Annotated in this window: 12 protein-coding genes; 5 read left to right on the top strand and 7 right to left on the bottom strand. The window is 43.9% G+C overall.

Annotated features, from left to right (window positions below; all coding sequences use genetic code 11):
• Positions 1 to 156: 156 nt before the first annotated feature.
• The 5 genes from AB4135_RS19435 to AB4135_RS19415 all read right to left on the bottom strand — a co-directional run bounded on the left by AB4135_RS19435 (position 157) and on the right by AB4135_RS19415 (position 4,194).
• Entirely contained in the window at positions 157 to 1,518 is a 1,362-nt protein-coding gene (locus AB4135_RS19435) for a M17 family metallopeptidase (protein ID WP_371995088.1), read from the bottom strand.
• A 148-nt stretch (positions 1,519 to 1,666) separates the two neighbouring features.
• Entirely contained in the window at positions 1,667 to 2,095 is a 429-nt protein-coding gene (locus AB4135_RS19430) for a hypothetical protein (protein ID WP_371995087.1), read from the bottom strand.
• 109 nt (positions 2,096 to 2,204) lie between these two features.
• Positions 2,205 to 2,975 (bottom strand): viroplasmin family protein, encoded by a 771-nt coding sequence (locus AB4135_RS19425; protein WP_371995086.1) that lies wholly within the window; start codon positions 2,973 to 2,975, stop codon positions 2,205 to 2,207.
• Between the two features lie 39 nt (positions 2,976 to 3,014).
• Positions 3,015 to 3,581: a DUF1415 domain-containing protein gene (locus tag AB4135_RS19420; protein ID WP_371995085.1), complete on the bottom strand. Its 567-nt coding sequence runs from the start codon at positions 3,579 to 3,581 to the stop codon at positions 3,015 to 3,017.
• Between the two features lie 19 nt (positions 3,582 to 3,600).
• Positions 3,601 to 4,194, bottom strand: a complete 594-nt coding sequence (locus tag AB4135_RS19415) for a LysE family translocator (protein WP_371995084.1) — start codon at positions 4,192 to 4,194, stop codon at positions 3,601 to 3,603.
• A gap of 632 nt (positions 4,195 to 4,826) precedes the next feature.
• Between AB4135_RS19415 and AB4135_RS19410 the strand changes: the two genes are divergently transcribed.
• Both AB4135_RS19410 and AB4135_RS19405 read left to right on the top strand, forming a co-directional pair.
• Complete coding sequence (locus AB4135_RS19410; protein ID WP_371995083.1) at positions 4,827 to 7,784, top strand: collagenase; 2,958 nt, start codon at positions 4,827 to 4,829, stop codon at positions 7,782 to 7,784.
• Positions 7,785 to 8,043: 259 nt separating this feature from the next.
• The gene (locus AB4135_RS19405) at positions 8,044 to 8,610 is read left to right on the top strand and encodes a DUF4136 domain-containing protein (protein ID WP_371995082.1); all 567 of its coding nucleotides are present in this window, start codon (positions 8,044 to 8,046) and stop codon (positions 8,608 to 8,610) included.
• 84 nt (positions 8,611 to 8,694) lie between these two features.
• Here the strand turns inward: AB4135_RS19405 and AB4135_RS19400 are convergent, their stop codons facing one another.
• A complete protein-coding gene (locus AB4135_RS19400) occupies positions 8,695 to 9,513 on the bottom strand; it encodes a DUF2797 domain-containing protein (protein ID WP_371995081.1) in 819 nt (272 codons plus the stop codon).
• Positions 9,514 to 9,740: 227 nt separating this feature from the next.
• The gene (locus AB4135_RS19395; protein ID WP_371995080.1) at positions 9,741 to 10,241 is read right to left on the bottom strand and encodes a glycine cleavage system protein R; all 501 of its coding nucleotides are present in this window, start codon (positions 10,239 to 10,241) and stop codon (positions 9,741 to 9,743) included.
• Positions 10,242 to 10,421: 180 nt separating this feature from the next.
• Here AB4135_RS19395 and AB4135_RS19390 point away from each other — a divergent pair, with 180 nt between their 5' ends.
• The 3 genes from AB4135_RS19390 to pstB all read left to right on the top strand — a co-directional run bounded on the left by AB4135_RS19390 (position 10,422) and on the right by pstB (position 15,265).
• On the top strand, positions 10,422 to 12,677 hold the full coding sequence (locus AB4135_RS19390; protein ID WP_371995079.1) for an ABC transporter permease subunit: 2,256 nt from the start codon (positions 10,422 to 10,424) through the stop codon (positions 12,675 to 12,677).
• An 85-nt stretch (positions 12,678 to 12,762) separates the two neighbouring features.
• Entirely contained in the window at positions 12,763 to 14,415 is a 1,653-nt protein-coding gene (gene pstA / locus AB4135_RS19385; RefSeq protein WP_371995078.1) for a phosphate ABC transporter permease PstA, read from the top strand.
• A 31-nt stretch (positions 14,416 to 14,446) separates the two neighbouring features.
• The gene (gene pstB / locus AB4135_RS19380) at positions 14,447 to 15,265 is read left to right on the top strand and encodes a phosphate ABC transporter ATP-binding protein PstB (RefSeq protein ID WP_020913396.1); all 819 of its coding nucleotides are present in this window, start codon (positions 14,447 to 14,449) and stop codon (positions 15,263 to 15,265) included.
• Positions 15,266 to 15,283: the final 18 nt, after the last annotated feature.

The raw sequence follows: 15,283 nt of genomic DNA, 5'->3' as shown, positions 1-15,283 counted from the left end.
ACTCTTTAATGGAATTGGTACAGCTTGCGCTATTGTCGGTAATCAACTGATTTGACGTCAGTCGAGAGGTTCACTCCAATAAAAAAGGACCTGCGTTAACGGGTCCTTTTTATGATAAATAGCAGATAGCTTAAACGTTAGATTGTTAGGTTGATATTATTTATCAAAACGATTTTGTAGGTAATCAAATACTGCACGAATTCCAAAGGCTTCGCCGCCGACAGGACGTCCTGGTAGTTTGCGGTTGTTCCACGCCATCACATCGAAGTGGCTCCAGCTAATGTCTTTATCGACAAATGCTTCTAAATAGAGCGCTGCGGTAATCGCGCCACCAAATGGGGTTTTACCACAGTTGGCTAAGTCAGCAATGTCGCTGCCGGTTAACTCTAGATACGGCTTATGCAGCGGCATGCGCCATACGGGATCGTCAACACTTAAGCCTGAGGCGGTAATGTCTACAGCAACTTGGTCGTCATTACTAAAGAAGCCTGGTAACTCTGTGCCTAGTGCAACCCGCATTGCGCCGGTTAGCGTGGCAAAGTCTATTATTAACTCAGGTTTGTCGTTGTTGGCTTCTGCAAGTGCGTCACATAATACTAAGCGACCTTCAGCATCAGTGTTATCAATTTCAACGGTAATCCCTTTGCGAGTAGTGATCACATCGCCAGGTCTAAAGGCATTGGCTGATACAGCATTTTCAACGGCAGGTACCAATACACGTAGGCGGATGGGTAAGTTGTGAGCCATAATAAGCTGGGCTAAACCTATGACATGAGCTGCGCCGCCCATGTCTTTTTTCATCAAGCGCATACCTGCACCTGGTTTTAAGTCGAGTCCACCTGAATCGAAACACACGCCTTTACCAACGAGCGTCACTTTAGGCGCTGATTCGTCGCCCCAAGTAAGGTCGATAAGGCGTGGTGTATTCTCACTTGCGCGGCCAACCATATGGATTGTAGGGTAATTTTGCTCAAGTAGTTCATCACCAACGATTTGGGTTAACTTGGCACCAAACTCATCAGCCATTGTCGTCATAGTTTCAGCCAAGTGTTGCGGCATCATATCGGCTGCTGGCGTGTTGACCAAGTCACGTACTAGAGAGACTGAGCGGATGAATCTATTCGCTTCATCAGCTTGAGCCTGTGTTGGCACAATAAGTTGTGGGTGCTGCTTGTCACTTTTCTTATAACGGTCAAACTGATAGGCACCTAAACCCCAACTAAAAGCGGCGGTTTTGATCTGCTTATCATCAGCATTTAACTGATATTGGCCAGCAGGCAGTTGGTTTACGAGATCGCCACAAAACCAATAGGAATCATCGCTGTTACTGACAAAAATGACTTCAGCCAACTCACCTTGGGTATTTGGGATAAGACTCATGCCTTTGCCTGAGAATTGTGTAGTGCTTAGCCAGTTAGTCACACTGCTAGCTTGCTTATCGCGCCATTGTGCAAATGTTTCGCTGTTGAAAATAGAAAGGGGAATGCCTGAAACACCTGAAATGATGATTTTGCTCATGTAGGGACTCTTTATAGTAGTAACGACCAATTAAAAAGATAGCTGTAAGAGTATCAGGCTAGGGTCTATCTAGAAAGCAAAGAGATGATTTTACGAGGATTAGCGATATATAGCCGCCATGGAGGTGTAATCTGTATTTCGTAAGTCGTTATTGTCCAGCGTTACTGGCTTTTATGCGGTTTTTTCTCGAGTTGCTTCTTGAAAGCTGACGTGCATTGGCTTTACGCTCAGACATGTTATTAAAAGAGCTTGGTAACACATCAACTCCAACCATTTTGCCAAGTTTCAAAACCAGCGGAATAGTCAGTGGCGCAAAAGGTAATACAGCAAACACACCAAGGCCTAAGCCCTTAAGCAGATCGGCAAACTGTTTGTTCGCGTCGGCAAGTTCATCTTTGTTTGCTTGTTTACGGGTATAGCGTTTGTAGGTGACCAACATCTCTTTGGTTTCTTGCTTCTCCTGCGATAAAGCTTCTTTCACAACCAACATGTCTAGTTTTACACGAAGCCAAAAACGGCGTCGTCCAATACGGAAAACGCGGATAGGGGCTTTGTGTATACGTAGGTATATGTTCATGGGCGCGATTGTCGCATAGCCTTAGTCTTTAGCCTATTAATTAAAGGTAAAATTATGTGATATAAGGTCAGTTTAGTTGGTTTTTAAACTGACCGTGGTTTCTGGTGGGTTAACCTGCGCGCAAGCTGAGGATTGCACTGAGCTCGATGGGGTCAGGATAGCGGCAAAATTGACTGTCCTTTTTATCTATCGCGTAGATAGACATGCGGTCGGCGAGTTCATTACCTTCAATACCAACATGTGCCGGAACATGTTTGATTGATAACTTATCTTGCATGCTGTCATACAACTCATGAGCTTGCTGAATAATATCGAGGTTTTTAATATCACCCGGCTTTTGTCGCTTCCAGCCTTTAGCTTTCCAGCCATAAGCCCAATTGGTAATACAGTTAATTGAGTACTGCGAGTCACTTAAAATTTGTACTGTTTGCCCTAGTTTAATGCCGTTATCGGCTATTAATATCGCTTGGTGTAGGGCATTTAGCTCTGCAGAGTTATTGGTGCCGTTAGCGTTATATAAACCGTACCAAAGCTCACTCAGTTTGCCGCTACGGTATACGGCAATGCCAGAACCTGCTTTGCCTGGGTTAGGCTCACAGCCTCCATCGGTAAATATGGATAATTCAAACTGGCTTAAATCCATTGTTTTACTGGCTTTTTCAATCTTAGTGGCTGTACTTTTGGCGCTAGTCGCTGATTTTTTTTGCGCTGCACCGCCGTAACTTGGTACACGCTTAAACGCAGCATCTGCTTCTGCTTTGGTCTTGAACGACTTATATTTAGCTTGCGGGAATTTATCTACCTGTTTTTTTGTGTAGTCCCAGCTGGTGAAAATACCGGTTTCACGTCCTGCCCAAACCACATAATACTTAGTTGCCATCTGATGTTATTCCTCGAATTTAATACGCTATGGTCAGCGTTATTGTGGTTTTTTGCACTGAGCGAGTAGCTCGACAAAAAACTCACTTCCTTTACGTTCAGCAAAGGCGATATTGCGCTCAGGGATCGTTTCTGGGTCGTCGTAATTAGCTAAGGCTAGCTCCATACTTGCTTCACGAATAATGTGCAATGTCGGCAAAGGGGAGCGATTAGTATAGTTTGCAGCGCTCTCTTGTGGCTCGCCATCAAAGCAATAATCCGGATGGAAACTCGCGAGTTGATATTGTCCTTCATAACCTTGCTCGAACAATAAGTCAGTTGCAATATCCACCAGATCTAAATAGGGGTAAAAGCCCTCAAAACCACGGGGTAATATAAACAGGGTAGTCTCGACCTCGTCATGTTCATCAAGGTAAACACATTCTTGAATCAATGCCTCTAATACCAACTGCAATTTAGCTTCGTCAATGACGGCATAACGAATACTGGCACGCTCGACTTCGCGGCGAGCAAAGGGGCAAATGTTGTACTTCATAATCACTTGCTTAACCCAATGCTCTGTTTGGGTTGCATACTCTTGCAATTCTGGGTCGATATTATTGGTCATTGCATACTGCCTGTGTTGGTTATGGCGCGATCATAGGGATGATTGAGAGTACAAGCAAGAGCGCCATGGTGACGTTAAATATTTTCTGTTGCTTTTGATTCTTTAATAGTCGTTTTAACACAACACCAAACCCGAGCCAAATAAAGGCACTTGGCAGCGCAACACAGAAAAACACGGTCGCTATAGTGATGACTTGCGGCGTGAGTGCTTGATCCATAGTGGTAAAAGTGGCGATTGCACCTATTCCCATAATCCATGCTTTAGGATTAACCCACTGAAAAGCGGCCGCTTGAATGAAGCTAAAAGGTGCAGGAGTATTTTTACCTTTTAACTTATTACTGCTATTGGCAATCAACCAGGCAAGGTAGAGTAGGTAGGTGATCCCTACATATTTAACGATGACATGCAGCACAGGGAAGAGTTGGAACACTGTGCTTAAGCCTAAACCTATGGCTAACACCATTGCTGGAAATCCAAAGCAGATCCCGAGCAGGTGCGGCAAGCTACGCTTGATGCCAAAGTTTACCCCTGATGACATCAACATAATATTATTGGGGCCTGGGGTGATCCCCGATGAAAACGCAAACAGCGCGATGGTAAAAATGAGTTCCATGAAAGCTAGAGCCAAAACAACTTAAATCGATCTTCATTCTATCTTGCCTTACGTGCATAGCAATGGTTTTGCAACGATATCGCGCTTCACTTAGCTGGCTAAGCGTTATCGCTCAAGCTTTGCACTAATAGCATTATTCCTTTCGGTAAAGAATCGAACAAACACTCAGCTCGAAAGATCAACAGCCCCTAGCTATTGGGAGATCTGCCAGCTGCTTGTTTAAATAATTCACGACTGTCCTGCGACGTTCTTTTACACTTACTCTATTTGAAATATTGCCACTCGAGATGCAATAAACTCAATCATTTATAATGAGTTAAAGTTTTTTAAATTGTTTTTCTCATCTATTTTTACCCCTATGAAATTAAAAATGAATTCCGCACTATGGTGGCTTTTTACTTCTGTTAATCACGATATTTATTACCAATAAGTATGCTATTTATCGAATTTATCCATCTAAAGGTTGACCTGTATACAATATAAATTGTAGTTTGTATCGGCACTGTTACATTTTTGTTAGGAGTGTTAACAAAAACTATAAGCGTGGCATTGAGTGCCCTTAAGTACTCCATTAACTCACTTCCCTGAATTAGGTGATTAATGCAGATTAACCACAGCAAGCGGAGTAATTTATGCAACAACAATCATTGAAGACATTCAAGCAAGGTAAGAGTTTTAAGGCACATGTATTAGCACTGGCCTGTTCTGCAGCCCTTTTTCCGGCAATGAGTATGGCAAATGACCAACCTGCACCGAAAGCTGTCGCTGAAAAGCCTGCTCATGCAGAGCAAGTTGCTCATCGATTTGAGCGTGGCGATGATATACCTGGCGGTGCTCAAGCGAAGCGTAATGACAAGGAATACCTGCCAGAGGCTAAAAAGGACGATAGCAAGTCAAAGATCGAAGGGGCTAAAGGGCAAAAAGGGCTTAAAGGTACTGTGGGACCACAAGCTGAAACACAATGTACAGACTATAACCAATTTGCTAGTTTGACCGGCCAAGCCTTGTTTGACCATGTTAGAAGCGTTGATATTTCCTGTATTTACCAACTCTTTGATAATGATGCGACATCGGTTGCAGCGTATCAGAGTCAGAATGTGGTTGATGTCGCCAATAGAGCTCTTAGTATCGCTGCAAGTTATGACAGCCGTACTGGCAACGAAATGCTTAAACTTATCACCTTTTTGCGTGCTGCATTTTATGTTGAGTACTATAACGATAGTTTAACCTACACCGATTCGAGTGTAGCGAACGCTGTGACTGATGTATTGGTTGCCTACGGCACTAACCCGTACTTTACTGACACCAGTGATATGCAGGCTGAAACTTTGACCGAATTTTTTATAGCTTGGGGTAATACGGGCAGTTATAAAGAAAGTGTACCGAGTATCGCCCGTTACCTAAATGGTTTTAGCGTCACTCATCTTGCAAATGCGAATCATAGTGCGGCAATGACCAAAGCATTTACGACCTTGTATTATGCACGCAGTAATACTAACTTCACTCAAAATGCTGAGAGCTATAGCGATCTGCTTGATGCGCTCGTTAAAGTGGCAACGGCTGACTACATTATCAATTCGTCGTCATCTTTCCAGTCTAAAGATGCGTTTCATGAGTTTGCCCGCTTTTATGTTTACCATGCCGACAATAACTTATCTGCAAATCTCAAGACACGTTTAAACAACGGTACCGTTGCATATAAAGATAAATTCGACCTTTACAGTGCACAATGGGCTGATGCCGCTGATTACCTCTCTTATTACAATCCGAATGATTGCCAACAGTTTGGTGTCTGTAACTGGAAAGAAAACCTCGAGGCCAATGTACTGTCAGTAGATTACAGCTGTAGCGGTACTATCGCCATTCGGGCGCAACAGATGACAACATCAGAGCTACAACAGTCTTGTGATCTTATGGGTGAAGAGGAAATTCTGTTCCACAATGTTCTTGCGACCGGCAACCAACCTGTAGCCGATGACTACAACAGCAACCTTGAAGTGAATATCTTTAACAGTACTGACGACTACATCGATTTTGCTGGAACCATTTTCGGTATTAGTACGGACAATGGTGGCATGTACCTAGAAGGCACGCCGTCACAGCAAGGTAATCAGGCACGATTTATCGCCCATGAAGCCACTTGGCTTAACGATGTACTAGTGTGGAACTTAGGCCATGAATATGTGCACTATCTTGATGGTCGCTATAACTTATATGGTTCATTTAGCCACTTTGATAACCAAACCGATAAATCCGTTTGGTGGACCGAAGGTTTAGCTGAGTATATTTCTAAGCAGAATCGCAATGATGATGCCATTGCTTTGGCTCGCGCCCAAACGTTTACGCTGAGTGAAATTTTAGCTAACGATTATAACAGTAGCACCGAGCGGGTATACAGCTGGGGTTACTTGGCAGTGCGCTTTATGTTCGAAAACCATAGAGCAGACGTTGATGAATTACTGGTTCATGCTCGTGCCGGTGACACCACAAGTTGGTTAAACTACATTAATAGTAATATTGCTCAGTACTATGATGCTGAGTGGAACACTTGGCTTGTAAGTGTAACCAGTAACGATGCAGGTATTGATACTGGCGTTACACCACCAACAGATAGCGATGGTGATGGCGTTATTGATAGCGAAGATGCATTCCCATTTGACCCAAGTGAAACTAAAGATACTGATGGCGACGGCGTGGGTGATAATGCTGATGCATTCCCAACCGATGCAACTGAAACCAAGGACACTGATGGTGATGGTGTCGGTGATAACAGCGATGTTTTCCCTAATGACCCTTCTGAGTGGGCGGATTCAGATGGTGACGGTATCGGTGATAATGCAGACACTGATAATGGCACAACGCCAGTAGAAGACTGCGGTGTGGCGACTATTACCGGTGGTAATTTAGTTGCTGATAATGCGCATTGTGTGGCAGGTACTGGACGTAACTCTTACTACACTTATGTCGATGCCGATAATACACCACTGTATATCTCAACAGCGGGAGGAAGCGGAGACGTCAATGTTTACTTCAACCAAAATACTTGGGCAGATGTAAATAGCTATACTGCTAAATCTGAAAATATCGGCAACAATGAGCTCGTTAGTGTGACAGCTAATCGTGGTTGGGTTTATATCAGTCTTGTGGCGGTTTCTGAATACCAAGGCGTGAGTATTACGGTAAGCGAGACTGAACCGACTGGTGGTAACCCAGATAATGGTGGTGGCGATCCAGTGACACCAACACCTGTTGTTGAAGATGCTTGTGCAACAGAAAATCCATACAGCTACGGCGGACTTAATGCCGATGATGCAATCTGTATTGCTGATGGGAATGCTAGCTACTACTTCTATATACCAAACGGTGCGACAGAAGTGACGGTAAAGAGTGGAAATGGTAGCGGTGACGTCAACTTATATGGTGATAGCCGCACATGGGCAAGTGCGTCTTCCTATGAAGTTAAGTCTGAAAATAGTGGCAATGCTGAAACATTAGCAATTAGCAACCCAACTAGCGGCTGGTATTATATTAGTGCTGAAGGTGCGCCATCTAGCACTGGGGCAAGCTTGGTTGTTAGTGTGAAAAACTAACCACTAACGTGAACTAACCCTGTATTAAAGCCGGCGAAATATAAGCCGGCTTTTTGCTTTCTATTTCAAATCAGTTGCTATAAGCCAAATAGAAATAATGTCTGTTTGTTCTGCATTTATAGCTATCAATTAACCAAATTGCCGTAGTAACCAAAAGTCGCTATAGGGAGATAATAGGTGCAATTGTTATTAGGTCAGGTTAGGTTAATGTTTCAGATGTTAACCTGTGACGTCACCTTAGAGATGGATTTTAAAACTCATGATTAAACACTATATTGCTGCAATTTTGCTTGGACTCATGGCGCTGACGGGTTGTAGCTCTCAACCGACAGAAGAGTTACAGGTCATCCGCACCACAATGGTTACCTCTGGCGATCTGTCTGTTATTAATAGTTCTACCAAAGTGTTCGATTGGCATCCAACCATGTTTGCGGTTCATGCAAATGATGAGGTGAATAAGCAAGTGGTGGTTGCACATATGAAAAGTGCCATTTCTAAGGCGATGCTAGCTAAAGGATACCGCCAGGCAACAACGCATGAAACACCAAATATACTGGTTGGGTTTGGCTTAGCGCTGGAATCAGAGATGAGTGACAAAGAGATTTTAGAGCGTGCCGGCTTAGTGCCCGGTTTATCGACTCAAGGTGTAGATGATAAATACGAAAAAGGTTCGGTATTGGTTGCTCTATTTACTCCTCATAATCCGCAACCTATTTGGCGTGTATTAGCGCAAGGTTTTACTGAATTAGATAAAAAACCTGCTGACAGAGAGCAGCGGTTTGAGCAGTTACTCTCGACCATGTTGAAACCGGTTCCTACCGTTTAGCCATTTAGAACATAGTTAATAAAACGCCCTGTTTTACCGTTTGGTATTGGAACAGGGCGTTTTTGTATGCTCACTGCACTGTATTTAAAAAGCCACGCTGATTTCGTAAGAGCCAAATTTACGGATATTAATCACGCCGGTATCAAAGATTAAGTACTGTCCCTTAATACCTTTCAATACACCGGTCACTTCAGGGTTCTTATCGAAATTATGCGACGCGATTTTGGTTGGAAATTCGCTTACCGGGAAATGGATCTGCTGGATGGGTTCATCAAGTTGAGTCACTGCAAATTCACCATGTTCCGCTGTTATTTCAGCTAGACGTTCAGTTATCTGTGGGATCAGTGTTTGCGCTTGCGCTTTAAGGTCTAAATCATCTGCATTGCCTTTAAGCATAGTGCGCCAGTTGGTTTTGTCGGCGATCATCTCAGCTAATGCGGTTTCAACGAGACCTGAAATTAACCGGGTTTCGACCTTAAAGATCGGTAAGCCTTGGGTTGCGCCTTGATCTATCCAACGGGTTGGCAACTGCGTATGGCGGGTAATACCTACTTTAACACCTGACGTATTAGATAAATAAACATAATGTGGCACAAAACAATTTGCTTCGCCCCAAGAGGGCTCACGACATGTCCCAGCGGCAAAATGGCAGGTTTCGGGTTTCATAATACACATATCGCAACTGGCAAGCTTTTGCATACACACGTAGCAATGGCCTTGCGAATAACTCTTCTTGGTTTTTTTGCCGCAATTACAACAGAGTATTTTGCCTGTGTGTGTCAGGGTTAATTCAGAGCCGATTAGCGGATTTAGATCGAGTAGCTCTTCACCGACAGGTAATTGGTATTGCACCTGTTGATTCTCATCAAGGTGACTGCGCATTTTTCTAAGTGTTCCAAGCATGACATTACTTTCTTATTAGGTTTTCGAACAGTCTAACAGATTGTTTACTGCGACTTGGAATGGTTTTATCGATTGCTACTGAGCATTAAGCTCAGTAAATCGATGGCTGATAACAAGCGGTGCAAGTCTCGCTGTATCGTGTTTGCTGGTTTCACTTTAACAAAAGCCTACGTTTGAGTAGGCTTTTGATTATAAGAGCTGTTAAACGGGTGAACTTACTTGCTCAATTAAGCGCTAAGCTTGTCCAATACCACGTCATCGCCTATAGCATGCAACGCTTCGGTTAACTTCTCTTCATGGCTCGCCTCTTTAAGGCCAACATTAAACTCAGCTCTAAATAGTGCAATACCTGTATGACTAGCACTTTCATAACGAGTACTCATGTGTTCGATGTTAATTCCTAGTGCGCTGATTTTATTTGAGATCTCATGTACCAGACCTGGCCTATCATAGGCGACTAAAGAGTAGCTTAAATGGGTGACTTTATCGGCGACTTTTTTAGTTTTAGCGAAGGTTAATGACACGCCTTCCAAACTTTCTAAGGTCTCAATGAGCGCATCCCACTGAGCTGAAGGGACCTCAAGCAATAATATTGCAGCAAATATGCCATCGATATGTCGCAGTTCAGAATCTAACCAATTGCCGCCGTGATGACTGACTGCATGGGCTATTTGTTCAACTAAACCTTCTCTATCTGTTGCTTGTAGCGTAACTAGGTATCGTAACATGCTGATATAGCTCCATTAATTAATAAGTTAACCACTGTAACACTAGTGTCATTTTTGCGTCATATAATGCACCACATTAGAATACGTCACTGTAGTGCTTATTTGATAACACTACAGTTAGCATAGTCGTTGATACAAGCCCAGTTTATTTTGCTGGCTTTTTAATAATCGAGGTTCTTAATGGAAACTCAGGTATCTCAGCCTGGATCTGCTGCAAAAAACCTATTGATAAACAATGGTACTTCGCGCAGAGCAATCATGGACAAAGCAGCCCAAGTCGGTGTCACCGTAGGTGGTACTATGGTATTTGTGGCTTTGCTACTGATCTTCTTTTATCTACTTTATGTCGTTAAGCCTATTTTTGATAGCGCTGAGGTAGCACCTGTTGCTAGTGCTCAGTATCACGATAGCAAACCTGCATTAATGGTTGGCAGCGATGAACAAAATGAGATCATGTATCGCGTATCTCAGCTGGGTAAGGTGGATTTCTTTGATACGCAAACATCGCAGTTGCTTAGAACGGAACAGATAAATACCCCAGCTGGCTCCCATGTTGTCAGCAGTTCAGCGGCGATGCCGAGTGAACAGCGTTTTGCACTGGGTTTAAGCAATGGGCAAGTGATTATTGCTGGCGTTGAGTTTGGGGTTACTTACCCAGATAACAAGCGTCTTATTACACCTAAGCTTCGTTTCGTTAATGGTAATGTGCCATTAACAGTTGATGCGAATGGCCATGCACTTAATCATTTAGCATTTGATTACAGCAGCGATAAAATGAGCTTTGTTTATCAAGATGATAACAAAGTATGGCGTATCTCTCGTCAAGAGGGCGAAGAGAACATGATGACCGAAGAGGTCGAGTGGGTGTCTTATACAGGTACCATCCCTGATGCTCCAGTGAATGTGCAGCAGCAATTGATGACGCCAGATCAACGCCAATTAATATTGAGCTCGGGTGACAAGCTGTTTGTGTATGATATTCGTGACGCAGAAGCCGTCAGCCTTAGACAAGTATTAGAGCTGGGTCGTGCTAAAGCGAAGGTCACTAACGTTAGTCTTTTGGCTGGCGCAAGCTCATTGCTGGTTAGTTACGACAGCGGATTAGTGCAGCAGTATTTCCAAGTTAATGGTGATCAGGGGCGCCAATATCAAGAAATTCGTGACTTTGACAACCATAGCGGTATCACTAGTGTGGCTTCTGAGTTTTATCGTAAAAGTTTTGTCACTATCACTGACGATGGTAACTTAAGCCTGCTTTACACTACCAGCCAGCGTGAATTGTTTTCTGAAAAGTTTGACCTTAAAAACCCAGGTACAGTCGGTTTTAGCCCACGTTCTAACGCCTTGGTCGTAGAAGCGGATGGCAAGCTAAACCTGTTCAGTGTTTCCAATACTCACCCAGAAGTGTCGTGGAGCGCGATGTGGAGTAAGGTGTGGTACGAAGGTTACCCTGAGCCTAAGTATGTATGGCAATCGACATCGGGCTCAGATGATTTTGAGGCCAAATTAAGCTTAATGCCATTAGCATTTGGCACCATGAAAGCCGCGTTATACGCCATGTTATTTGCTACACCATTGGCTATCGCAGGCGCGATCTACACCGCTTATTTCATGTCGCCAAAAGTGCGCGCTATTGTTAAACCTACTATTGAAATTATGGAAGCACTGCCAACCGTTATTCTTGGCTTCTTAGCCGGTCTTTGGTTAGCGCCGCTGATAGAAGATAACCTACCCGGGATATTAACCTTACTGATATTGCTGCCAGTGTCGGTATTGTCGAGCGCATTCGCTTGGCACAAATTACCGGCAAAATGGAAACAACGTCTGCCGGATACCTATCAAGAGATCATGCTCATTCCGGTGATACTGTTTATCGGTTGGTTCTCATTCGCGATAAGCCCAAGTCTAGAGTCGGCATTATTCGGCGGTGATACTCGCATGTTCATCACCAACGAACTAGGTATCACTTTCGACCAACGTAATGCCTTGGTCGTTGGTATTGCCATGGGCTTTGCGGTTATTCCGACTATTTTCTCTATCGCAGAAGATGCGGTGTTCTCTGTGCCACGTCACCTCTCAAACGGAAGTTTGGCGCTAGGTGCAACCACATGGCAAACACTAACAAGAGTGGTATTACTAACGGCAAGCCCTGGTATTTTCTCTGCGGTAATGATGGGACTTGGCCGTGCCGTCGGTGAAACCATGATTGTGCTGATGGCTACGGGTAACACCGCGATTATGGAGTGGAGTGTTTTTGAGGGGATGAGAACGCTAGCAGCTAACATCGCAGTTGAGATGCCGGAATCTGCCATTGGTAGTTCCCACTACCGCGTACTGTTCCTTGCTGCATTTGTACTATTTATCTTTACCTTCTTCTTCAACACGATTGCAGAAGTGGTGAGACAACGTCTACGTGAACGCTATAGCTCACTGTAACCGCTTATTTATATGGATGTTGAGATGATACTGAATATGTTTTTAATCAATAAGAAGTCGCTTGTCGCCGTAAGAGGTTTAGCTAATGGGTAAGTGGTTTAAGTCTGGTTCTCCTTGGATTTGGATGACCAGCGGCGCTGTCAGCGTGTGTCTAATTGCAGTACTTGGATTGCTGTTGCTTATCGCATGGCGTGGTCTAAGTTACTTTTGGCCTGCTGATATTTATCAGTGGGAGATAAAAGATCAAAATAATGTGCGCTCTACCATTATCGGTGAAGTCTACGATAGAGAAGAGGTGCCTGTTGAGCGACTTCTGTCTGCAGGGCACAGCTTTGATGCAGATGTAGGTGATACGGTTACTCGCTACCTGATTAAAACTGGTAACCGCGAATTCGTCAGCTTAGATTTTCGTTGGGTGATGGAAACCGATATTATTTCGCGCTCTAAACCCAATGATATTGCGGTGATTGAGCGTACTAAAAATGGTGACTTTTATGGTTACCCGGTAGGGATCATCGAAGATGGTAAACGCATAACGCCTGATAACATTGAAACCGCTTTTGCTGAACACATCGAACGTGCTGTGGCGCTTAACGATAAAGCGCTGGATATTCAAAAAGGTGATATTGGCACCATCAACTATGAGCTGGAAAACCTACGCTTAAAGTCTCGCAAATATGAGTTGAATAATGCGCTAACAGAAAGCCGTAAAGCTGAGATTGAAGCACAAAGAGCCAAGCTTGATGCACAGTATCAAATTGTCGAAAAAGAGTTTTTTGCGCTTAAAACCGAAGCGGCTCGTGACTCAGTGATTATTCGAGACATGCGCGGTGAAGAGGTTATTCTTAAACTCGATACGATTTTAGATGTCACCTACGCTAATCGCCTGGGCTTACTGGGTAAAGTTGGTCACTGGTTTATTGGTATTGGTAAGTTTGTTAGTGATGACCCGCGTGAAGCTAACACCGAAGGTGGCGTGTTCCCCGCTATTTTTGGCACTGTATTTATGGTGATGTTGATGGCAGTGATTGTGACGCCATTTGGTGTTATTGCTGCTATCTACTTACATGAGTATGCCAAGAAAGGACCTGTGACTAAGATGATCCGTATCGCGGTGATTAACTTAGCGGGTGTACCTTCTATTGTTTACGGTGTATTTGGTTTAGGTTTCTTCGTGTATATGTTTGGTGGCTCGATTGACCAACTGTTTTACCCTGAAGCGTTACCAGCGCCAACTTTTGGTTCACCTGGGGTTATCTGGTCGGCATTAACACTGGCGATTTTGACTTTGCCTGTGGTCATTGTATCGACAGAGGAGGGCTTGAGCCGCATTCCTAGCTCAGTGCGTCAAGGTAGCTTAGCGTTGGGCGCAACTAAAGCTGAAACCCTGTGGCGTATTATTATCCCTATGGCCAGTCCTGCTATTATGACCGGTCTTATTTTAGCGGTAGCTCGCGCTGCAGGCGAAGTTGCCCCTTTGATGCTGGTTGGTGTGGTCAAACTTGCCCCCACTTTACCTATCGACATGAACTTCCCATTTGTGCATTTAGAACGAAAGTTCATGCACTTAGGTTTCCACATCTATGATGTTGGTTTCCAAAGCCCTAACGTAGAAGCGGCGCGTCCTTTGGTATACGCTACTTCCTTCCTTTTGGTCTCGGTTATCGTGGCGTTAAATTTAACTGCCATTGGTGTACGAAACCACTTACGCGAAAAATATCGTTCGCTTGAGCATTAATTGACGATTATCCTTAGTGATAGGAAACAACATGATTTCAATAGATCAATCGGTAATGAAGACTGACATGCTAGACCTAGAAAACTTAAGCAAAGAAGATACGGCACTAGAAATCCGTGACCTAAACCTTAAATATGGTGATAAACAGGCGCTGTTTGATGTGTCTATGCATATCCCTAAGAAAAAGGTCACCGCCTTTATTGGCCCAAGTGGTTGTGGTAAATCAACGCTACTGCGCTGTATCAACCGCATGAACGACTTGGTTGATAATTGCCATACCAGCGGTGAAATTTTACTGCATGGTCAGAATATCTATGACAAAAAAGTAGATGTGGCAGCGCTGCGTCGTAATGTCGGTATGGTATTCCAACGACCAAACCCGTTCCCTAAATCAATTTATGAAAATGTGGTTTATGGTTTGCGCCTGCAAGGTGTAAATAACCGCCGTGACCTAGATGATGCAGCTGAGCGTTCACTGCGTGGTGCGGCGATTTGGGACGAAGTGAAAGACAGGCTTCATGACAATGCATTTGGTTTATCTGGTGGTCAGCAGCAGCGTTTGGTGATTGCACGAGCGATTGCCATTGAGCCTGAAGTGTTGCTGCTCGATGAACCCACATCAGCACTTGATCCTATTTCAACGTTGACTATTGAAGAGTTGATCACTGAGCTTAAATCTAAGTACACCGTGGTTATCGTGACCCATAACATGCAGCAGGCTGCACGTGTATCGGATCAAACCGCCTTTATGTACATGGGCGAGTTGGTTGAGTATGCCGATACCAACACCATTTTTACTACGCCACGTAAGAAAAAGACCGAAGATTACATTACTGGTCGTTACGGATAAATTGAACTGATAGAGGTT

Origin of the sequence: Shewanella sp. 10N.286.54.B9 (assembly GCF_041468565.1) — a bacterium.
GTDB lineage: Bacteria > Pseudomonadota > Gammaproteobacteria > Enterobacterales > Shewanellaceae > Shewanella.
The sequence above is the reverse complement of the archived record's forward strand: the minus strand, read 5'-3'. Positions and strand labels throughout refer to the sequence as shown.